This is a genomic window from Sphingomonas sp. SORGH_AS_0879 (assembly GCF_030819175.1).
Taxonomy (GTDB): domain Bacteria; phylum Pseudomonadota; class Alphaproteobacteria; order Sphingomonadales; family Sphingomonadaceae; genus Sphingomonas.
This window is the reverse complement of sequence record NZ_JAUTBJ010000002.1, coordinates 3,785,037-3,805,279: the sequence shown is the minus strand read 5'-3', so window position 1 is coordinate 3,805,279 and position 20,243 is coordinate 3,785,037. Positions and strand designations below refer to the sequence as shown.

The 20,243-nt window shown below is 64.8% G+C and carries 19 protein-coding genes and 1 pseudogene; 10 read left to right on the top strand and 10 right to left on the bottom strand.

Features of this window, described 5'->3' with window-relative positions; genetic code table 11:
- Window positions 1-7 precede the first annotated feature (7 nt).
- On the top strand, window positions 8-2,350 hold the full coding sequence (locus QE379_RS17800; protein ID WP_307002534.1) for a MobA/MobL family protein: 2,343 nt from the start codon (window positions 8-10) through the stop codon (window positions 2,348-2,350).
- A gap of 69 nt (window positions 2,351-2,419) precedes the next feature.
- On the opposite strand, the gene QE379_RS17795 is transcribed toward QE379_RS17800, so the two are convergent.
- Genes QE379_RS17795 through QE379_RS17780 form a run of 4 tightly spaced genes read right to left on the bottom strand, consistent with a single transcriptional unit; the run spans window position 2,420 to window position 6,027 of the window.
- A complete protein-coding gene (locus QE379_RS17795; RefSeq protein WP_307002533.1) occupies window positions 2,420-2,788 on the bottom strand; it encodes a DUF4878 domain-containing protein in 369 nt (122 codons plus the stop codon).
- A gap of 26 nt (window positions 2,789-2,814) precedes the next feature.
- On the bottom strand, window positions 2,815-3,558 hold the full coding sequence (locus QE379_RS17790) for a hypothetical protein (RefSeq protein ID WP_307002532.1): 744 nt from the start codon (window positions 3,556-3,558) through the stop codon (window positions 2,815-2,817).
- Window positions 3,559-3,587: 29 nt separating this feature from the next.
- The gene (locus QE379_RS17785; RefSeq protein ID WP_307002531.1) at window positions 3,588-5,552 is read right to left on the bottom strand and encodes a S8 family serine peptidase; all 1,965 of its coding nucleotides are present in this window, start codon (window positions 5,550-5,552) and stop codon (window positions 3,588-3,590) included.
- Window positions 5,553-5,583: 31 nt separating this feature from the next.
- On the bottom strand, window positions 5,584-6,027 hold the full coding sequence (locus QE379_RS17780) for a hypothetical protein (RefSeq protein WP_307002530.1): 444 nt from the start codon (window positions 6,025-6,027) through the stop codon (window positions 5,584-5,586).
- A gap of 525 nt (window positions 6,028-6,552) precedes the next feature.
- Between QE379_RS17780 and QE379_RS17775 the strand changes: the two genes are divergently transcribed.
- Genes QE379_RS17775 through QE379_RS17760 form a run of 4 tightly spaced genes read left to right on the top strand, consistent with a single transcriptional unit; the run spans window position 6,553 to window position 9,381 of the window.
- Window positions 6,553-7,179 carry a hypothetical protein gene (locus tag QE379_RS17775; RefSeq protein WP_307002528.1) on the top strand — a complete coding sequence of 209 codons (627 nt, stop codon included), beginning with the start codon at window positions 6,553-6,555 and terminating at the stop codon, window positions 7,177-7,179.
- A 40-nt stretch (window positions 7,180-7,219) separates the two neighbouring features.
- Window positions 7,220-7,876 (top strand): hypothetical protein, encoded by a 657-nt coding sequence (locus QE379_RS17770; RefSeq protein ID WP_307002526.1) that lies wholly within the window; start codon window positions 7,220-7,222, stop codon window positions 7,874-7,876.
- A gap of 49 nt (window positions 7,877-7,925) precedes the next feature.
- The gene (locus QE379_RS17765) at window positions 7,926-8,789 is read left to right on the top strand and encodes a hypothetical protein (RefSeq protein WP_307002524.1); all 864 of its coding nucleotides are present in this window, start codon (window positions 7,926-7,928) and stop codon (window positions 8,787-8,789) included.
- Window positions 8,790-8,841: 52 nt separating this feature from the next.
- Complete coding sequence (locus QE379_RS17760; protein ID WP_307002521.1) at window positions 8,842-9,381, top strand: hypothetical protein; 540 nt, start codon at window positions 8,842-8,844, stop codon at window positions 9,379-9,381.
- Window positions 9,382-9,838: 457 nt separating this feature from the next.
- Here the strand turns inward: QE379_RS17760 and QE379_RS17755 are convergent, their stop codons facing one another.
- A complete protein-coding gene (locus QE379_RS17755) occupies window positions 9,839-11,104 on the bottom strand; it encodes a metallophosphoesterase (protein WP_307002519.1) in 1,266 nt (421 codons plus the stop codon).
- 23 nt (window positions 11,105-11,127) lie between these two features.
- Window positions 11,128-13,470 (bottom strand): TonB-dependent receptor, encoded by a 2,343-nt coding sequence (locus tag QE379_RS17750; RefSeq protein WP_307002518.1) that lies wholly within the window; start codon window positions 13,468-13,470, stop codon window positions 11,128-11,130.
- Between the two features lie 104 nt (window positions 13,471-13,574).
- On the opposite strand from QE379_RS17750, the gene QE379_RS17745 reads away from it, so the two are divergent.
- From QE379_RS17745 to QE379_RS19695, 3 genes are all read left to right on the top strand, one after another.
- Window positions 13,575-14,189, top strand: a complete 615-nt coding sequence (locus QE379_RS17745) for a TetR/AcrR family transcriptional regulator (RefSeq protein ID WP_307002517.1) — start codon at window positions 13,575-13,577, stop codon at window positions 14,187-14,189.
- Window positions 14,190-14,979: 790 nt separating this feature from the next.
- On the top strand, window positions 14,980-15,666 hold the full coding sequence (locus tag QE379_RS17740; protein ID WP_307002515.1) for a DUF433 domain-containing protein: 687 nt from the start codon (window positions 14,980-14,982) through the stop codon (window positions 15,664-15,666).
- A complete protein-coding gene (locus QE379_RS19695) occupies window positions 15,663-16,061 on the top strand; it encodes a hypothetical protein (protein WP_373461823.1) in 399 nt (132 codons plus the stop codon). Before QE379_RS17740 ends, QE379_RS19695 begins: the two co-directional genes overlap by 4 nt.
- Window positions 16,062-16,220: 159 nt before the next feature.
- On the opposite strand, the gene QE379_RS17735 is transcribed toward QE379_RS19695, so the two are convergent.
- From QE379_RS17735 to QE379_RS17720, 4 genes are all read right to left on the bottom strand, one after another.
- On the bottom strand, window positions 16,221-16,517 hold the full coding sequence (locus QE379_RS17735) for a hypothetical protein (protein WP_307002513.1): 297 nt from the start codon (window positions 16,515-16,517) through the stop codon (window positions 16,221-16,223).
- 211 nt (window positions 16,518-16,728) lie between these two features.
- On the bottom strand, window positions 16,729-17,070 hold the full coding sequence (locus tag QE379_RS17730; protein ID WP_307002512.1) for a hypothetical protein: 342 nt from the start codon (window positions 17,068-17,070) through the stop codon (window positions 16,729-16,731).
- A gap of 8 nt (window positions 17,071-17,078) precedes the next feature.
- Window positions 17,079-17,591, bottom strand: coding sequence for a helix-turn-helix transcriptional regulator (locus QE379_RS17725; protein WP_307002510.1), 513 nt, complete (start codon window positions 17,589-17,591; stop codon window positions 17,079-17,081).
- Between the two features lie 195 nt (window positions 17,592-17,786).
- A protein-coding gene (locus QE379_RS17720; RefSeq protein ID WP_307002508.1) for an IS630 family transposase occupies window positions 17,787-18,733 on the bottom strand; the annotation gives its coding sequence in 2 pieces (ribosomal slippage) (window positions 17,787-18,388 and window positions 18,388-18,733; 948 coding nt in all).
- A gap of 30 nt (window positions 18,734-18,763) precedes the next feature.
- Here QE379_RS17720 and QE379_RS17715 point away from each other — a divergent pair.
- Together QE379_RS17715 and QE379_RS17710 are read left to right on the top strand one after the other, a co-directional pair.
- Complete coding sequence (locus QE379_RS17715; protein WP_307002506.1) at window positions 18,764-19,771, top strand: hypothetical protein; 1,008 nt, start codon at window positions 18,764-18,766, stop codon at window positions 19,769-19,771.
- Window positions 19,772-20,056: 285 nt separating this feature from the next.
- Window positions 20,057-20,239 (top strand): annotated as a pseudogene (locus QE379_RS17710) (IS630 family transposase); the annotation flags it as partial.
- Window positions 20,240-20,243: the final 4 nt, after the last annotated feature.

Sequence of the window (20,243 nt, the reverse complement as noted above, 5' to 3'; positions counted from 1 at the left end):
CGTCCGCATGGCCTGGGCCGACAGACGGGAAACGGGCAGCGCCGCACCGTCCCGTAAGATGGCGATGCTCACCGGCGTGTCGAAACGCGCCATCCGCACCTACCAAGTGCCGATGGTCGACGAACGCGGCCGCGTCTCCTTGTACTTCCGCATTCGCTACGTCGGCTTCAAATCGAAGAAATGGCGCGCGGGCCTGCCCGCCGATCACGCGCTCTATATTCTGCGCGAGGACGCGCTCGAGCGGATCGGCGATGACGCGATCGATTCCGTGCCGATGTCGAACATGGGCAAGGACGCGCAGGAGATCGCGGCAGGCTGGCGCGCGCTGGAGGCGGTCGAGGAAGGCTATCGCGCCAATGCCATCGTCCAGCATCGCATCATCTGGAACCTGCCGCATGACCTGACCGCGGTCGAGCGCCGCGCGCTGGTCGAGGATTTCTGCCAGCGGACTTTCGGCCGACTCGGCCTGCCGTGGGTCGCCGCGATCCACACGCCGGACGCTAAGGGCGATCAGCGCAACTTTCACGCGCATATCTGCTTCTCGGTGCGCCCGTGCGAGCGCACCGGCGACCATGAATGGTCGATCGCGCAGGAGAAGGTGAATGGCCTGACCGACCCGGACGGCCTGAAGCTGATGCGGGCGCTAGCCGCCGCGCACATGAACCGCGCCTGCCGCGCGGCCGGGCGGCGCGAGCGCTTCACCCATCAGACGTACAAGGAGCGCGGCATCGACGCCCAGCGGCAGGCGCATGTCGGTGCCGCTGCGATGGCGGCGCATGAACGCGGCGAGCATGTCCATGCCATCGCCCGCAATGCCGTCATCGCCGAGAGCAACGAGCTCGCGATCGAAAAGGTACGGGTTGAACGGGAGGTGCAGGCCCATGCACGGCTGACAGGTCTGCTCGAACGGCAGATACAGGTGGCTGACCTGCGGGCCCACGCCGCTGCGATCACTGCCCGCACGAAGGTCATCGCGACGTCAGCCCGCGAGATGATCGAACGAGTCCGCCGAGCAAAGGCTGTCGCGCGACCCGTCGCTCCACAAGCCGTTCTTAAGATCCGCGATCACGCCCAGGCGATCCTGCGGCGTATCCAGCAGCGACGGGTCGTGCATCGGCCGTCGCCCGCGGTGCGGAACACGGCGATGACATTGGCGGTCACGGCTCGAACGGTCGCGGAGCGGATCGGCACAGTACCGGCACCGATCATACCGTCCCGGACCGCGCTGATGCAGCCCCGGCGCGTCGCGACGATCGTGGCAGGTCGGACCACGTCGGCGGTACTGCATCAAAAACTAACCGAGCAGCGCGCCGCAGCCGCAGCGATCCACCAGCGCCTCGTTGCGCGTGACCGGCAACACGCGCACGAACAGGCTCGCCGCCTGATCCTCACCGCCGAACCGACGCCCTATCGGCGGGAGCACAACCGCCTGATCCTCGATCTGTCCGCCATGCCCATGGCGGCGCGGCAAATGATCGAAAGCCTGCCGCACGATGATCTCGGCCGCGCCCTGCGCGAGCGTCATCGTCTCGACCAGCAGCGTGCAGCCGAACAACGCAAGGCCGCCGACGCAGCGGCGAAACGCGTGGAAGCCGAACACGCCGCCGAAGCCGCTCGACGTACACTGGTCGAGGAAGCCTGCCGCATCCTGCGCGACGCGGAACCGCGCCCCTATCGCCGGAACGGCAAGCGGATCGAACCCGACTGGTCCGTCCTGCCTCCGCGTGAGCGTGACACGGTGACGGCGGTCGGCATCGGCGACGATGACCTGCGTCGCGCCCTCCTCGAACGCGTCCGGCACGACGACCGTGCCGACCGGACCACCGCGATGCTGGATACGATCGAAAGGGAACGCCGTCCTGTGCCGACGATCGACGGTCGCCGACAGGTCGATGCGCACACGCTGGCGACCTTCGGCCTGCGTGACGACGATGTTCAGACCGAACGGGTGCAGCGCCAACTCGAAGATATCGCGGCACAGCAACTCGGCGAGCACGGCATGATCGCGAGCTATGCCACGGCGCACCCCGATCAGCTGGTGCGGAGCGATGCGGGCTGGTCGCTGGTCCCGGCCGCCCCGGCCGTCATGCGGGAACTGGTCGAGGCGTGGCGGCATGACGATAAGGTTCAACGCATCCTTGGGATGCTCGCCGAGCGGACGGGGACCGACGTTGTGACCGCGGCGAAGCCGGTGTTGACGATGACCGACACGCCGACGGGGGAAGCGCGGCAAACCGGGGTGCAGGATGCGCCGGCATCAAACAGCCCGCCCGCCATCGTCGAGAAACGGCGTTCAACCCGCCGCGCCGCCCGCATCTCCCGAAACCTCTCCGCGTCATGCGGATGGTAACGGAGGTGGGGCGACACGCCGGACGCCGATCATCGATGATCCGGGCACGATGTCACGCTGAGCGGTCCATCACATGGTGATGTACCACTTGCCATCGACACGACGCAGCTTCGCGGTCCGGCTCACCTCGGTGCCGTCACCGAAATGCGATACCGTCTCAACGATAGCATAATCGGGATCGACGGTCTTGGTGTCGAGCACTTCTACCGTCTTGATGCCGCCATGAGGCGGTGGACCGGATGTGGCCGTCTTGGGCGCGGCCGCCACCATCATCCCCGCGAGAGGGCGAACAGCGGGGTCGATCCGCTCCAGCACCTCGGCACCTCGCCCGGCCGCATTGTCGACGATGAACGCGCGGGCGACATCCTCAGGCTTTTCGGTCTTCGAGCAGGCACCCACGCTGACGCAGCCGATCGCCAGGATAACGAAGCGATTCATCAACGACATCCTCATTGCAGCGGGCATCACAGCGTCGGCTTCCTGGCGCGGGCAGCGATGAAGGCATCAGTCGCTTGTGCCACCAGCGCGGCTGGCCGTTGGGATGATCCATCGGGGGAACCAATGCCGACCGTACCACCACGAAGTCCGACGTCGGCGTCGGCGTGGTAGCCATCCAGCCCGGCCTTTCCCCAGCGCGCGGAGAAGGTGTCACGGCCGCTCTCCTGATGGGGCGCACCCCATTTGGTGACGAGCATCTGCCGCCATTCGGCGGCCGCCGTACCTTGTGGCGCGATATAGGTGATCCCGGACAGGTGCGATCCATCCGGCCAGACGAGCATCCGCAGCATATATCGCCCGCCCGCATCGTCCTGAAGCGTCGCCTCGCCGAGGACGCTGCGTCGAATCGGGGCTCCACCAGCGCCACCCGCGATATTGATCGCACTGCGAACCTGGCCTTCGAAGTCGACGAAACGAGTAGCGCCCTTGGTGATCAACTTACGGGACATCGCGACTTCGGACACCTCCGCCTCGCTCATGCCGAGGCGGAAGCCGCCGAGATCGAAGGTCACCGGATCACCCGCAACGCTGCGTTCGGCAGCGCGCGTCAGACCGAGAATGACGGGTGTGGCCGGCATGGTGATGACGGGTTGCGTCGGTCTACTGCCGAAGACGGATGGTATTTTATCGAGCAACTTGGTGATCGGTGCCCGCTGTGCGGCAGCGGGCACGGCGGCCAGCCCGATGACGAGCGCAATGGTCAAACGCATGTGGTTCTCTCCCTGTGATATCGGTCGGATCAGAAGCCGGTGTGCCAGCCGACGAGCGCGGCGACGGAGCCGTCGGTGACGTCGTGCATGACGCCTAGGCGGAGCGGCATGGCGGTGCGGGTGACGTACCCGGCGGTCAGCTGGACGCGGCGGGCTCCGGCAAGGCTGGCGCGGGTGACGCCGTACATGACCGAGCGGGTCGCAAGGTCGTAGCCGGTGCCCAGCGTCAGCTCTGCCGCCCCCGCCTCGATGGCGAGCGGCTGCGCGATCCCCAGCGTCAGCAGGCCGCCAGGCACCACGCCGCTCGCCTGCACGCCGACCCGGCTGCCGAGGATCGGGGTGGCGCCGGTGACGAGCGAGGCGGCGTCGATCTTCAGCCGGGTCATGCCCAGCGAGCCATAGCCCTCCAGCGACCAGCCATCGGTCACGCCGATCCGGTGATGCATCTCGACCATCACCGTGCGGGCACCGCGTCCCAGCCGCAGCGCGCCACTGCCGGTCGGCATGCCCATCAGCGTGCCGTCCTCGTCGATGTACGAGGCGCGCAGATCGAGGTCACCACGACTCCAGGCCAGCGTCATCGCCTGCGCGGCGCTACCGGCGGCACGACCCGCCGCCATGGTCAGCCCGAGCCGCCCGCCACCGACCGCCCGATCGATGCTGAGGCTGGTCCCGGCCTGCGGGACATAGGCGAGCACACCATCGGCGAAAGGCGCCAGCCCCATCACGTCCGCTTGGAGCATATCGCCGGCATTCCACGCCGCATGCACCCCGGTCGTCCCGTCGGTATAGCCGAAGGTCCCCGCCGTCGCTGCGGACCGGACCTGATCCTGGCCGGGACCGAAGCGGACGCTGGTATAGCCCATGGTGCCGCTGAAGCCGCCGAACGCTAGGCTCGCCTGCTGCCCCATCTGCCGGACGCGACGTTCGATCCGGCGGTCCGCCATGACCTGCGGCTGGACGACCAGCGCGGCGATCGAGCCGGTGAAGTCACGGCCAAAGGCGTCGAGCACAGTGACATGGGACAGCGCTGTCTGGATCGCAGCGGTGCCGACGGCACCCGGCACCACCATCACGGACTTGGCGATGCTGGTCTGGGTGCTGCCGTTCGAAAGTTTCGGATTGACCGGCGACAGCGCCGCCTGGAAGTCGACCAGCCCCATGCCGAACACCTCGTCCGGCCCCGGCGCGCCGATGTCCTTGGCGGTCTGAAGGATGACGTCACCCGCCTGCTGGCCGGACAGCTGCGGCCATTTCGACAGGATGTCGGCGGCGAGTCCTGCCACCACCGGCGCCGCCGAGCTGGTGCCGGAGAAGACGCCGACCGTGCCGTCGACCAGCGTCGTCACATTGGCGCCGACCGCGACGACGGTGCGGTCCTTCATCGTGCCCGCCTTGTTGGAATAGGCCTCGATCTCGTACTTGTTCAGCGCCGGGCTGAGTGCGCCGACGAACAGGACCGCCTTGCGGTTATCGGTGGTGATCCACTGCGCATTATAGGGGTCAGCGCCACCGAAATTGCCGGTCGAGTTGACGAGCAGGCCACCCGTCGTCGCCAGCCGTTCGGTCGCTGAGGTCCAGCCCGCGCTGCCGCCGACCAGCGAGCTGCTGACGATCTTGATGCCCTTGTCCGCCGCATAGCGGATGGCCTCATCGGTGTGCGACAGAATCTCGCCTTGCGTTTTCTCGTCCCAGTCGGCGACCCGCAGCGCGACGATCGTCGCGGACGGGGCGTAGCCGGCAGTCGCGTTGCCATTGACCCTAGCGGCAATGATGTTGGCGACCGCCGTCCCGTGGTCGGACGCCGCGCTGCCCAACTCGCTCCGCTTCGTCCGCGTGCCGTCGGCGGCCACGACATAGCCGAAGTCCTTCGACAGCGTCTGGTCGATGCGGCCGTCGAGCTCGCCGTTCACGTTCATGACGCCGTCGTCGACCACGGCGACGGTGACACCCTGGCCCATGTGCCCGCTGTCGAGCGCATAGAGGGCGTTCATGAACTCGTTAGCGCCGTAGTTGCGGCGGAACTCAGGCGTGTCGTTGACCGAGCGGACCGGCTGCTTGTCCGATGGGGTAATTACGTATCCCGCCGGCGGCGGCACCGGCGCCGAATAGACCGGCGGCGTTGGCGTTGGCGTTGGCGTTGGCGTTGGCGTTGGCGTTGGCGTTGGCGTGGGAGCCGGTGTCGGCGTGGGCGTAGGTGACGGCGTCGGTGACGGACTCGGCGACGGCGTGGGGCTCGGCGACGGTGTCGGACTTGGCGCAGGCGTCGGCGTTGGTGATGGACTGGGCGTCGGCGTCGAGCCGCCAGTCGGCGGTGGCGTCGCTACGCTGCCCGCACTGCTGATCCCGCCGCCGCCCCCGCAGGCGGCGATCGTCAACGCCAACATGCTCGCTGACGCCGCTCTGATCCCCCGTATCCCGACCATCTTCATTCCTCGATGGGGATGCGCGCTGGACAGCCGGCGGCACCCCGTTGAACCCAGGGTGCCGGCCTTCTGGAGACCGGAATGTTGGAAACCTGCAAACAGACAGGCGCGAACGCCTTTAAGCCGGGCGGCTCTGGACATACGCGTCCGCCACCCGGTCACAGAACTAGGTCCTGTAAACCTTGGCCTTTCGGCCGGCTCTGTTTGCGGGGTTTCCACGCCCCGGCCCACAGGACAGACTCCCACAGGCCATCTCAAGCTATAGCCCAATCCTTAACGGATTGCGACAGTCTGGAAGGCTTTCGGACGGCACCGCCATGCTAGCGGCATAGAAAACGGCGCTGCGGGCGCTGATCCTAACGGACGGACGATGCGAAGGTTCTGAAAGAAGGGAAAAACAGGGTCGGCATCCGTCGGCTCGGCCCTCGTCAGAATTTTCGTCGTCGATCGGCCCTGCCGGTCATCCTCACCGTCCGCATATCCTCGCCCTAGCCGCTTCGCGCGGCATGGGGGCGAGGATGCGCGCATGGAGCACTGCCCTATGCTTCCCACACCAACCATCACCACCGTGAACGTCGCGGCCCTCGACGTCGGCCATCGGCTCGGCCTTGATCGGCAGATACCCATCGGCGCTGCCGTCCTGACCGCCCGCCTGCAAGGTCCGACAGTCCACTTCTCGCTCGACAGCTACATCTTGCGACCATCGGACCCCGCCGACGCGCTGCTGGCGTGGCTCGACCAACGCCTGACGACCGAAGGCGCGACGATTACCGGCTATCGCATGAAGGACGCCATCGCACTGCTCGATCGGCTGCCCGGCGCCGAATGGTCGCCCGCCCTCCGCGCGCTGGCGGGCTGCGGCCAGCAATATCTGCTCGATCTGTCGGCCAGCGTCGACGATGGGCCGCTGACCCTCCAGGAAGCCTGCGTCCATTCGCAGATCCTGTGTGCGCCGGTCGATCCGAACCGGCGCTTCGCTGACTGGGTGCAGTCCAATGTCGCCGAGATCGAGCAGGACGCACAGGTCGACGCGATCGCCACGTTCAGACTGGTCATACGCCGTCTCGCCAAGGTGAATCCGGTCGGCCGCAGCATCGCTACGGCCATAAGCAGCCACTTCGCCGAATGGCTGGGCGAAGCCGATTGCGCCGCCACCCGGCTCCATGTCGCGGACCTGCTGTCCGCCGCCGACTGATCGAACCCGGCCGCATCGCGGCCAACCTCCAGGAAAAACTATGTCTCTCATTGATCTATCGATCGAGGAGCGCGGTTTCGCGCCCGCGTCGATCGCGCTCGCCGTGCGCACCATCGGCGCCTGTCCCGCCGCCCGCCACCGACCGGACGCCCGCATCCTCTGCGGCGTCGGCATCCTCACCGTCGTGGCGGATGATGGTGGCGGTTACCAGTTCTCCGCCGATGCCCGCTGCCTGGGTGAAGGGGACACCGTCGGCGATCTGCTCGACTGGCTGGAGCAGCGCATCCCCGCGACCGGCGCCGCAATAAGCTGGGACAATTGGGGCCGCGTCCCCCACCGACTGCTGGCGCTCGCCGATCCTGCGCGTCATCCGCGCATCATCACCGCCGCTGGCGACACGGCCGGGCGATGGCGTGACATGCCGCGCGGGCACACGTGGCATATGCATCAGGCACGTGCGCATCTCATGCCGTGCATCTGCCGCCCCGGCACTCCCGTCGACGAATGCGACGCGGCCACGCCGACCGCGCTGCTGCCGGACCCGGCGACCACCGCAGTCGAACTGGTCGGCGAGGCCATCGCCGGATGGCAGTGCTGGGCACGACTATTCGGCGATTTCGACGACTCCGACCACCCCGCACAAGTCGCGCTCAAGGCGCTGGATCGCTGGCGCGGCGAGCAGCCCGCCACCCGCTGACCAATCCCCATCGACATGCGGCCGCGCGCGCGCCCGCCGGAGAACCACCATGCACCACGACCTGACCTCGCTCTGGAAGAGCAACACGCCGCGCTTCGTCGTCGTCCTTGATGCCGAACTCGCCTATGACCATGAAGCGCACGCCCGCTATCAGGCGAGCGAGCGTTTCCTGCCCGCCGATGCCGCGCATCTGTCGCCGCGCGAACTGCGTACCGACCCACGCGTGACGCCGCGCTGGCCGTGCCATCGGATCACCACCCTGTCGTGGCTGGTGATGATCGAGGCGGAAGACGGCCTGCGCCCGGTGCGGCTGGAAACGCGCGGCCTGCCGGAACAGGACGAAGCCGCTGTCCTGAAGGCCTTCTTCGCCGACATGGAACAGCTTGGCCATGTCCAGCTCGTCACCTGGGGCGGATTCCATTCCGACCTGCCGCAAATCCTGATCGGGGCGATCGACGCCGGGTTGCAGCTGCCGTCTTGCCTCACCGGCCTGTTGTCGCCGTGGCGACGCGACGCATCGGGCCATCTCGACCTTTGCAGCGAAATGTGCGGCGGGGCCGCACCCGCGCACCTTGCCGAGATCGCCGCCCGGCTGGGCATCCCGGGCAAGCTGACCTGTCGGCCGGACCTCGTCTCGCAATTGATGCAGCAGGGCAAGTGGTCGGCGGTCCGCTCGGTCGCGGAGGGGGACGTACTGAGCACGGCGGCACTGCTGATGCGCTGGCGCCACTTATCCGGCGGCACCGCCTCCGTCCTGGAGGCAATGCGGCGGCTGACCGGCTTCGTCGCCGAGCATTGCGCCCACCGCCCCTACGCATCCGACTGGCAGCGCTACGCCGACGACCTGCTCGCCGCGACCTTCGCGGCGGAAGCCCGCAAACTGGAAACCCTGGGAGCCTCGGCCTGCAACTGAGCCGTGATGATGGCCTCTTCGAAGGGGCGGAAAAGAAAGAAGGATCAACGATATGAGCGTCATTGAATCGATGGACACGATGCAGGCCTGGACCGTCGGCCTGCGCCTCGCCATGGGCTATCCGCAATATGCGCCCATCGGCAATCCGATCAGCTACGCCTCGGGCGGGCGCAAGAACTTCGCCGAGGCGCTCGAGATCGCCGCCATCGTCGAGCAGACCAACCGCGACTTCGTGCTGGTTCAATTCGACCTGCCCATCGCCGACGGGCCGGTCGGCATCTCGCTCGCCACCCGCGGCAACATCCTTGTCGACTGGCACGCGGACGTGCAGCCCTACCTCGCCAGCGACGACGGGGTCATCGAACTGCTCAGCGACACGCATCGCTGGTCGGTCGGGCCACGCGCCATCCTGACCGCGTCGCCGCTGCCGTCCCGCAGCCGGATCAAACGCGGCATCGAACGCGCGCACCGGCGCTGGCGGGAAGCCGCGGATCAGATGCGCGGCATCGAATTGCACGGTTCCCTCTTCATCCCCGCCGGGGGCAGCTACGCCGACGCGATACCGACGGACGTGGTGCGGGCGGCAGCGTGAGGCGTCGTCAGCCTCATTGGTGCGTAAGGTGTGCGTACCATCAACGCTGACAGGGCTAGCACATCGCTGGCGGTCGACGGGACGACAGCGTTCAATCGACCGCCAGCCAGTCCACTTTCGACCAGCTCAAGCCGTTCCAACGCGCGCATTGGGCGGCTGCTCACGCCGAAACCCGCCATTCCAACCTCATTGAGCAGACCGGCCGCAGTGCGCCCCAGTCCCAGTCGTTCCTAGCCTGATCGAGAATCCTCAAACCTGCCGTTGGTTTGCGGGGCGCATGTTCGGAGCGTTGTCGAGTGCGAGCCCATTGTCTTCTCGAATGGATTTTCCAGTCGGCAGGGCCCCGGAGCTACTTGGAACACCGCACAACCCGCCGGCTGAGCCCGTCAAATCCCGCAAAGGCGACCGTCCGGAGCCGGGTGTTGGGGGCCGATCCGCCGGAGCGGCCCCCTATGCGTCAGCGCGGATTGCCGAAGCGGGCGCGGAAGCCGGTCAGGTCGATCTTGAAATCGTCCTCGCCGTGGAAGGCCTCGTCGCTCAGCTTGGGCTTTTCCGCCGCCTTGTACCAGGTGGCATAATCGGGCGTGTCGCTGCTCTGCTTCTTGTAGTGCGTCGAATAGGTGCGCACGCGGATCGTCGGCGTCGCGCTGCCCATGTCGAAGCGCATCAGGCGCAGCCAGCCATCGCCGATACCTTCGCCCGGGCCCATCTTAGCGCCCGCGTCGATCGCGCTCTGCTTGCGGTCCTGATAGTCGGCGAGCACCTGCCACACCGGATGCCCGGCGCGGTTGTTGTCGACGCGCATCGCCTGGCCATGCTCATGCCCGCACAGCACCAGGAAGATCTGGTCGTGCTGGCTGATGAACTTGTCCCACACCATTTGCGGGTTGTTGTCCTCGGGATCGGCGGCGTGGCCGTCGATCATCGGATTGGCGACGCGCTCGCCTTCCTTGGTCATGTAGTCGTGCGTCGAGACGATCGTCGGCAGCCCGGGATGCTGGGCGATGATCCTCGCGGCCCATTCGAGCGAGGCGTTGGGCGCGTCGAATTGCAGCCCGATGTGCAGGAAGGTGTAGCCGCCCGCGGTGAAGACCTGCGCGCTGTCGGCGCCGCCGTCATGGCTGGCGACATACCAGCTCTTGTCCTTGAAGAAGGACTTGTCGGCGCCGAACAGCGAGCGGAAATTGTTCAGCCCGCCCGGATGCAGCATGCCGAGGCTCGCCATGTCGGTGAACTTGGCCGCGGGCGGATGATTGGAGTCGGTCCACATCGCGTCATAGTCGTGATTGCCCGGCACGACCGAGAAGGGCACCTTGCCCGCGATCATCTCATAGCCCTTGCGCGCGGTGGCGATTTCCACCGTCGTCACCTTGGGCGTCGGCGCGAAATGGGCGTCGAGGATCGGGTTGGCGACGCGCTTGAAGCCGCGCGCGGCATGGCCCGGGTCCATCTGCAGCGTCTGGTGCTGCCATACATCGCCAAGCGCGGTGACGAAGTCGATGTCGCCGCCGTTCGCGCGCAGGTTCGCGGCGATATAGGCCATCTGGTCGAGGAACATCTTGTCCGCGTCGAACTTGAAGCCCTCGGCGGTCTGGTGGGTATAGTCGGTATAGTTCTGGGTGTCGGGGATCGCGGCGATCGTGAAGCTGCGGTCCTGGGCGAGTGCCGGCACCGCGCCTGCGAACAGGGCGGCGGCGGCGAGCAGCGTTGCGGTCTTGCGCATGGTCTTACTCCTGAGCGGGGGGATCAGAACTTGACGCCGAATTCGGCGCGATAGGTGCGGCGGGTGCCGGCGATGAAGGTCGGGATGCCGAAATTGTCGCCGGTGTTGCCGGCATCGACAATGAACTTCTCGTCGGTGAGGTTGTCGCCCACCAGCGCGAAGCTCCAGCGGTCGCGATCGCCGGTGAAGGAGAGGCGTGCGCTCAGCAGGCCGAAGGCGCCCTGATACTCGTCGACCACCTTGTCGGAGAAGCTCGCGGGCGTGCGGACCTGCAGGTCGGAACGGTCGTTATTGTCGTCGAAGAACATCTTCGACTGCCAGCTGTAGAGCGGCGCGAAGCTCACCCGGCCGCTGCCGAGATCGGCATAGAAATCGGCGCCGATCGCGTATTTGTTGTCCGGGCTGTTGCGGAAGCGATTGCCGTCATAGATGCCGTTCTCGAACCGCGCCTTGTTCCAGCCATAGCTGCCGAACAGCCGGATGCCGTTGACCGGCGTGTAGCTAAGCTGCGCCTCGACGCCGGTGGCCTTCGCCTTGCCCGCGTTGATCGTGCCGATCGTGCCGTTGACCGTGCCGAGCGTCTGAAAATTGCTGTACTTGTAGTGATAGACCGAGAGATCGCCGCTCAGGCGTCCGCCCAGCGCACGGGCCTTGATGCCCGCTTCGGCCGATTCGAGCGATTCCGCCGGAATGATCTGCGCGCCGGTGTTGAGTACCTGCACGACCTCGGGGCGCTTGCCCAAGCCGTACACGGCATAGACGTTGACGTCGCGCGCCAGCGTGTAGCGAAGGCCGGCGCGGCCGGTGACGGTGGTCGAATCATTCTCGCCGGTCAGCACCGCGCCGTTCGGGGTCGGCTGGAGCAGCAGCCCGCGCCCGGTGAGGCGGCTGGGGCCGAGCGGGAGCAGGCCCTGGGTCGACGCTTCCTTCTTGTCGAAGGTCACGCGCCCGCCCGCGAAGACCTGGAGCCTGGCCGTCACATCGGCGGTGACGTCGCCGAAAATGTCATAGGTGTTGATCTTGGCGCGGGTGATCTGGCGATCGATGTGGAACGGCTTGAGCGCCGCCGCGGCCGGCCCCAGGATCGCGTTGATCTGGGCGTTGGTCAGCCCGCGCGGCGCGAGCGTCTGCAGCGTGCCGCCGAGGAGAAGCGCCATCGCGCGCTCGTCATAGCCTAGATCGAAGTCCATGCCGTTGTCGGCACGGAAGAAGCTGGCGCCGACAAAGCCCTGGAACGGGCCGACATCGCTGAAATTGAGGCGCAGCTCCTCCGACACCTGATAGCCGAAATTATTCTGCTCATAGGCGATCATGTTGGTCGGCGTGCCGTCATTGTCGCCGGTCTGCAGCGCGTCGGCCCAGCGAAAGCCGCTGATCGAGGTGATGCTGAACTTGTCGCTCAGCCGCCAGTCCATCGTGCTGCTGATGTTGACGATGTCGCGGGTGAACAGCGGCTCGCGAAACGTCCCGAAGGTGTCGAGATGGGTGGGGGTCCAGAAGTTCAGGTCGCCGATGATCGCGCCGGTCGTCTGGTTGAGCGGCAGGAAGGTGCGCGACTTGAAGGGGACGCCGCCGCGCGTATCGTCGCGGTCATAGGTGGCGATCAGGTTCATCTCGAAATCGTCCGCGGGCGTCCAGCGCGCGGCGAAGCGATAGGCCTGCGCGTTCACCGCGTTGTACGTCCGGTCGAACTGGGCGTCCGACACGAAGCCGTCGCGCTTGCGTGCCAGCGCGCCGACGCGGATCGCCAGCGTGTCGCTGAGCGGCAGGTTCACCACGCCCTGCGCCGACCAGTAGTTGTAATTCCCGCCGGCGATCTTGCCCTCGAAGCCGAGCGTGTCGCCAGCCCGCTTCTGGTATATCGAGACGCCGCCGTTCAGCGCCGAGCGACCGTGCAGCGTCGACTGCGGGCCGCGCTCGACTTCGATCCGGTCGATATCGAACAGCTCGGTATAGGACGCGGTCGCCTGCGTCACCGGCACGCCGTCCTGGAACAGCGCGACGCGCAGCTCGGCCTGGGGCTGGAAGTCGTTCGAGGTGATGCCGCGGATCGAGAAGCCCGGCGCGAACTTGTCTTGGAGCTGGATGACGAAGCCCGGCGTGATCGCGGAGACCTTGCTCAGTTCGGTGCCGCCGATCAGCTCGAGATTTTCGGCGTTGAGCGCGGTGATCGACATCGGAACATCGCTGATCCGCTGCTCGCGCTTCTGCGCGGTGACGACGATGTCGTTGCCCATCGCCGCCTCGTCATTCTGAGCGGCCGACTGGGCCGGCGCGCGATCCTGTGCCACGGTCGGCGCGGAATCATGGTGCACCGAAGTGTCGGCCGTCTGGGCGTGCGCCTGGGCGGCGCCAAGGATCAACATACTGGAACAGAAAAGAAATCTATACATGGTTCCAACCCCCGGTTATTTGTGAGACGGTCACGTATCGATATTCCGTGACACAATTGCTGCAGGAGCGAAGAATTTTGACCGCCGAGAACGAAGTGCTGCGCGGCAGGGGCAGACCGCGCGACGAAGCGATCGATGCCGGCATCCGCGACGCGGCCTGGGCGCTGCTTGCCGACCATGGCTATGAAGGGCTGACATTCGAGGCGCTGGCGCAGCTCACCGGGTGCAGCCGCGCGACCCTGTACCGCCGCTTCGCGTCGAAGGATGCGCTGCTGGCGACGATCCTCGACGAATCGTCGCGCGCGGTGGAGCCGGTGATCCTGCCCGAGACCACGCCCCGCGCGGCGCTGATCGCCCATGCGCTTGCGTGTCGCGCGCTGATGTCGGGCAACCAGGGGCGCGCGTTGATGCGGCTCGATTCGGTGCTGCGCGCGAACACCGAGCTGGGCGCGTCCACCGCGCGCCAGATGGACTATGAGATCGACTATTATCGCCGCGAGCTGCGCCGCATCGCGCCGGGCGCGACGCTGGCGGATCTGAATTTCGCCAGCCAGACTCTGGTCGGCAGCATCATCTATCATATCGCGCTGATGCGCATCGATCTCGAGGATGCGCGCATCGAGCAGCTGGTGGATCAAGCGATCGCGCTGATCTGTTGCGACCTGGGGACAGGGAGGCCCGTTGGCGAATAGCCGAGCTCATAGGCGGCTTTGGTCGGTGGCGCTCTTCACAGCTGCCTGTCTGCTAACGGCCCATTTTACGGCCATCGTCGACGTCATTTTCGCAGATACAGATGTGACCGGTTTCAGGTAACGGGTCCGCCCCAATTGGGGCATTGATTGGCAGGCCTGGGAGGACCGGACGTTCGAGCTCCCCAACGGTAACGCCGCTTTGTCCCACGATCTGGCGATTGCTTCCGGCAGCAGGCGACCAGATCACGCCCTTCCGACGCAGCGCCGGGAAGTCGGCTTATGACATCACCGGCCATTCTACGGGCCTGCTAGACGTCAACGAAAGGGCGACAACAAATTCACCTGCGCGCTCTGCACGCTATCGGCACTCACTATGGCATCAACAAGCAGCCTGCGACCATCGTCATGCCGACCGGCGCCCACAAAACTGAAGCAATGCTGGCGGTCCAACAGCCAAAGGGCGGTGGCTGAGGCGGTCGTTCAGCGCGACTGACGATTGTAGGTGGAGCGCACACCGACAGAGCGCCGTACACCCCAGTTCGAATTCGACCTTGAGCGTTGCAGGACGGAATTGCGATCAGGTCGGCATCAATGCGCAGATCAACCTGTGTGGCTTCGGAACCGATGACGCTCAGGCTGGGGAGGGCGAGAAGGTCGGGCATCGCTCCACAATGGCGTGGGATGCTTAACGGATCGTAGTATCAGATGAGGCAGCCTGAGACTGATCGACGTGCTCGGCGTTAATACATTTCGTATATGCAGAATGCGTGATGAAGCTATAGCTACAGGTATGGACGAAGCGCTTTTCGGCATTGGGATTTACACCGCCCCCGAAGCGGCGCGGATGGTCGGCATGCGGCCAGCGACCCTTCGTCGTTGGTTGCTCGGGTACGACCATGATGCCAAGCATGAGCGTCCGCTATGGCAGCCGCAATACGAGGTCAACGACGACGACGGTGTCCTGCTTGGGTTCCGTGATTTAATCGAAGCGCGTATCGTTCACGCGCTTCGGGCCAAACGCATAGGACTCCCGACAATCCGGGTCTGCATGGAGCGGGCGCGAGAGATTGTTGGTCAAGACCGCCCCTTTTCGACTTCGCAATTCAAGACCGACGGCAAGTCGATCTTCTTGCAAATCACAAGAGGATTGGATGAGCCCCAGCTGTACGATCTCAAAAAGAGTCAGGGCGTATTCAATCGCGTGGTGGCCCCAAGTCTGGCCGACCTTGAGTTTGGTAAGGATGGCGCCGAACGCTGGTGGCTGTTGCACGGTAAGAGGACAATCGTAGCTGATCCAGAGCGTGCATTCGGGCAACCGATCATTGCGGCGACTGGTATCACCACCGCAAGGATAGCAGAGGCTGTCGAGGCCGAAGGGTCCGTTGAGGAAGTGGCCAAACTGTACGAATTGAAGCCACGCCTCATCCGTGATGCGTTGGCTTACGAGCAAATGATTGAGCGGCGCAAAGCGGCGTGAAGCTGCTTGTCGACAACAATCTGCCGCCGCGACTGGGTCGAGGATTGGCCGTGTTGTTTGATGGCCGTCACCATGTGGAGCACATCAAGGACAAGTTTGGGACCGGTAGCCTGCCTGATGAGGAATGGATCGTGGAATTGGGCAGGGAAGGCGGGTGGGCCGTTCTGTCTGGGGATCGACGCATTGCGACAAAGAAACCCTCTCGCGAGTTGTTTCTCAGGTCCGGACTAATCGGCTTTTTCCCGCTTCCGGCAGTGATGGGCCTGCCATTCCATGGAATGGCGGCAAGGATTCTGACTTTGTGGCCTGTCCTTGACACCACAACCCGGACGATGACCAGCGGCTGCTTTGAAGTCGGTATACGAGGGGATCGTCTAAGGCCGATCAACAAGTAGAAGCGTTGTTCGCCAAGCGTATGCGATCCCTGACCGTCATGTCGGTAAAATCTTAGGGATCAATTCGCGTCGGATCAAAACCGTCTTGCGCTTCCAGGACCCTGAGCAACTGAATGATCGTCGAACGCCCGACCGACACAACGCGCGCTTCGGTTCCGTTCAGGATTCGTGCAAGCTCGACACGTTCGGGCTCCGCGATTGGGAATAGCGAAACCCCCGGCCGGTCTTGGCTCGCATGACACGTCGGGCGATCGCATAGGCCAGCAGGATCTGTGAGGGATAGCTCGATCCCACGACTGCTGCGAAATACGAGAATGGGCCAGTCCGCTGAGCGTCGAACATCGCGACATGACCGAGCACGGTGACGAGCTGTAGCGCGGCTGACGCGATCAACCACCATTGAGCATGTTTCAGAGCGGTCCACACCAAGCCCATCAAAAGCGTCAGGTCGATCAAGAAAACGCCCGCGTTTACGGTGGCATAGTCAGACGACCCGGGGAGGCGAAGTGCGACGGTTGCGAGCGCGGCAGCGAGATATGATCCCGCGACGCCGCGCTCGATCCGACTGCCCCATCGCCAAGCGGCGAGCGATGTCAGAACAACGAACAGCCAGAAACCGTATACGGCGTACCACATGCCCCGCTAGGAGCATGGAAGCTTAACACGATCAAGCCGGAGCGGTCGTATTTCCGAAGGTCCGATCGGTGGCGGTCTGAGGTGGAACATCCTTGCCGTAATCCTCCATCCGGACGCCCAGATCGGCACCCACCCGGTTAAGCATGCCGTGCGCGCGGATCAGTTCCTCGCGGGCATTCACGGCCATGATGGTAGCCTGAGCAACCTTGTTGATCGCGGCGAGGGCGGTGGAGATCGGGAGACCCATCTGCTGGCGGGATTCGAGCAGAGCAGTCAGCGCTCGAGATGCATCCAATGCGGCGGCATCTGCCGAAACTTCCGCCGGATTGATGGTTGCGGCCACATGATCGATGGACTGATTGTAGAGCTTCATAGGTTTTCCTAGCCATAGAGAAGGTGACCGATCCTCCCCATCCGTTCTGCCAGCAGCGGGGCTGAAATTATAAGCAGCAGCAAAAGGAACGCGGCTGCGAGCACCAGTACGAAGCGCGACAGCATCGACCTTTCCTGCAACCATTCTTCCAGATGATCGGCCTGACCCGACGGGTTGATCGACACCAGTCCCTCGAAAGCGGTTCGCTCCTCGGCAACCATTGGCTCGGCCGGCCCGGCGGGTCGGAGCATCGGTGGAGCCTGATTGATCGGTTGAACCATCCCCTGTGCTGGGTTCCCCAACGATAAGGGATGCGTTGCCTCGAAAGCTCGAAGCATGTCGGCCGCAACATATCGCCCGACGTTGCCCAGCTTCGCGCGCGCCGATTTGATATGCTGGTCGACCGTATGTCGGCTCATGCCAGCCATCGACGCCACGACGTCCGATTTGCGGGTGTGGTGAACCAGCCGGAGAACGCGGCGCTCGGTAGGGGTAAGCGACTCATATTGACGATCATTCATGGTAAACCTCCGTTATGGAGGATTTGTACCTGTTCGGTGGCGTCATCTTTGCCCGTCTTTCGGGCCTGACCAAATTCGTAGTGATTGCGTGGAGGGCGGGATGGCTATTGTGCCAGCAAGTGTGACTCGGCACATGTCGAGCATGGCATTCCGATCTGTTATCGCCGCGTTGCTGCTAGCTAGAGCAGATTCCGATCAGTATGCATCGTATCCGGCAGCGGCGAAGTAGTTGGCGCATTCGGCGGGCGTGAAGGTATCGATGGCGGCACCGATGGTGCGGGACAGATCGTCGACGGTGCGTGCAGCGGCTTTGCGCAGGAGTGCTTTCAGCTTGGCGAAGGCGTTTTCGATCGGATTGAAGTCGGGCGAGTAAGGCGGAAGGAAGAGCAGCCGGGCGCCCCTTGCCTCGATCGCCTCCCGCGCCGCGACGCTTTTGTGGGCGGGCAGGTTGTCCAGGATCACAACGTCGCCCCGTTTCAGCGTTGGAGCGAGTACCCGGGCAACCCAGGCCTCGAACCACGCCCCGGTCATCGGTCCGTCGATGACGAGCGGTGCGGTCATGCCCGAGAGCCGCAAGCCACCGACGAACGTGGTCGTCATCCAGTGTCCGTGCGGTACAGCCATGCGCAGCCGTTCGCCGCGTGGAGCGCGTCCATAGCGGCGTGCCATCTTCGTACTCGCACCCGTCTCATCGACGAAGATCAGCGTTTCCGGATCGAGGTCGAGCTGACCATCGAACCAGGCTTCACGCGCGCTCAGGATGTCGGCGCGGTCCTGCTCGCTTGCATGGCCGGTCTTTTTTTGCGCGTATGCCCGTGGCGGGCGAAAAAGCGCCACAGGGTCGATACTGCAACCGCGATCCCTTCGGCGGCCAGCCCCTCGCGCAGCTCGGCAAGAGTGATGTCCGGAGCAGCCTCGTACAGCGCCCAGATGCGCGCCGCCTTGGCCTCGGTCGTGGCCGAGCGCGTGTCACCGCCCTGTGGCTTGGCCGCTGGCTTTCCCTGATCGCGCTGAAGTGCCGCCCACCTCACTGCACTGGCTGCGCTGACCCCAAACCGCGCCGCGGCCGCCCGGTGTGACATGACCTGCGAAATGGCACCAACAACTCGCTCGCGCAGGTCCATCGATAACGGCTTGCCCATCTGACCGGCCTCCCCTCGCCGGAGACGAGCATGAATCAGACTTCAATCCCTTTGGGAATCCCTCAACGATTCACGCTGATCGGATTTTGCTCTAGCCTTGCGTCCTGCACCGTCCCCCAAGCCCTTCCCCGACAGGTCGCGGCGGATAATCTTTCGACCCGCCCGCTGAAGGTTGCGTCGTGGAACTTGGAGTTTCTGGCCGAGAAAGACGGCGCGGGGTGCGAGCCGCGAACCGATGCCGATTATACGGCCATGCGCCAGATCGTCGACACGCTTGATGCCGACGTGATCGCTTTCCAAGAAGCGGAGAATGAGGCGGCGGCGGCGCGGGTGTTCGATCCGAAGCGCTACACGATCGTGATGGAAAAGCGCCCGGGTGCTGCGTCAGGCAGTTGCGGGGGCAAGCACCCTGAGCAGCAATTTATCCGTCAGGCCGTCGGGTTCGCGATCAGGAAGGGCATCGCGTTCGACAGCAACCCCGCCGGTTATGCCCGCATCCTGCCTTCGAAATGGACGTGCTCGCCAGATGCCCTTGCACGGCTTACGCGCAGCGGCACCCATCCATTTCCGCTTGGTCGCGTGGGCGGGATGAGCTGGGGAGCGGCAACGGGGGGCTTTCTTGTGACCCGCTGGAACGAGAAGATTGAACAGGAGCAGGTGAGCACCACGGCAACGCGCTGGTTTCGGGATACGGGCGAGTTTTGGGGCATCGATGGACGCTTCGTGGGGTCGAACTCCGAGGAGTCAATCTTCGCCACTGAGTATGCTGCAGAGCGCTGGGCTGCTTGGCTGACGTACCATTACCGATTGTGTCGCGCGTTGGGCGGGGCAGGCGCAATACACGTAAAGCTTGGCCTCGTCGGCTTGGAGGGCAGTCGATGGCCGCGTGGACTGAATGGGGTCAGGGGCGGCCCAGGCGCGCTTGAAGATAGTGCTGGCCACGAGTTCGTCCTCGGCGAAAAAGACGCGGTCGAAGCGCAGATTAACGCGGGCGTAGATGCTATGATGCGAAACGCCGCCACCGCCTACGGCTTGTAGGTGGAGTTGGGTCGTCGAGACGCGCATATTGGTTGTCGATCGCGCTTGCGAGCAGATTGGCACGATACGCGATTCGCTCCGTGAGTTGGATCGACGTGTCACGACGTCGGGAGTATACTTGGCGCAGCTGCTTGATTATGCGCCCGAGTATGGCTTAGCTGCAGCTGTACTATGAGGTGGCCGGTGGAAGTTAGAGCAAATTCCGAGCGTCGTGAATCGATGAGGGATTCCCAAGCGGCTTGAAGTCTGATTCATGATTGCCACCGGTGACGGGAGGCCGGTCAGATGGGCAAGCCGTTGTCGATGGACCTGCGCGAGCGGGTGGTTGGTGCGATTTCGGGAGGTATGTCGCGCCGTGCGGCGGCAGCACGGTTCGGGGTGAGCGCGGCCAGTGCGGTGCGGTGGGCGGCGCTTCAGCGCGATCAGGGAAAGCCGGTGGCCAAGCCGCAAGGAGGTGACATGCGCTCGGCTG

Excerpts from the sequence above, each read along its gene's own strand:
- QE379_RS17800 (WP_307002534.1), top strand. The coding sequence starts at position 8 with ATGGCCTGGGCCGACAGACGGGAAACGGGCAGCGCCGCACCGTCCCGT.
- QE379_RS17795 (WP_307002533.1), bottom strand. The coding sequence starts at position 2,788 with ATGAATCGCTTCGTTATCCTGGCGATCGGCTGCGTCAGCGTGGGTGCC.
- QE379_RS17790 (WP_307002532.1), bottom strand. The coding sequence starts at position 3,558 with ATGCGTTTGACCATTGCGCTCGTCATCGGGCTGGCCGCCGTGCCCGCT.
- QE379_RS17785 (WP_307002531.1), bottom strand. The coding sequence starts at position 5,552 with ATGAACGCCCTCTATGCGCTCGACAGCGGGCACATGGGCCAGGGTGTC.
- QE379_RS17770 (WP_307002526.1), top strand. The coding sequence starts at position 7,220 with ATGTCTCTCATTGATCTATCGATCGAGGAGCGCGGTTTCGCGCCCGCG.
- QE379_RS17765 (WP_307002524.1), top strand. The coding sequence starts at position 7,926 with ATGCACCACGACCTGACCTCGCTCTGGAAGAGCAACACGCCGCGCTTC.
- QE379_RS17760 (WP_307002521.1), top strand. The coding sequence starts at position 8,842 with ATGAGCGTCATTGAATCGATGGACACGATGCAGGCCTGGACCGTCGGC.
- QE379_RS17755 (WP_307002519.1), bottom strand. The coding sequence starts at position 11,104 with ATGCGCAAGACCGCAACGCTGCTCGCCGCCGCCGCCCTGTTCGCAGGC.
- QE379_RS17750 (WP_307002518.1), bottom strand. The coding sequence starts at position 13,470 with ATGTTGATCCTTGGCGCCGCCCAGGCGCACGCCCAGACGGCCGACACT.
- QE379_RS17740 (WP_307002515.1), top strand. The coding sequence starts at position 14,980 with ATGGACGAAGCGCTTTTCGGCATTGGGATTTACACCGCCCCCGAAGCG.
- QE379_RS17730 (WP_307002512.1), bottom strand. The coding sequence starts at position 17,070 with ATGAAGCTCTACAATCAGTCCATCGATCATGTGGCCGCAACCATCAAT.
- QE379_RS17725 (WP_307002510.1), bottom strand. The coding sequence starts at position 17,591 with ATGAATGATCGTCAATATGAGTCGCTTACCCCTACCGAGCGCCGCGTT.
- QE379_RS17715 (WP_307002506.1), top strand. The coding sequence starts at position 18,764 with ATGAATCAGACTTCAATCCCTTTGGGAATCCCTCAACGATTCACGCTG.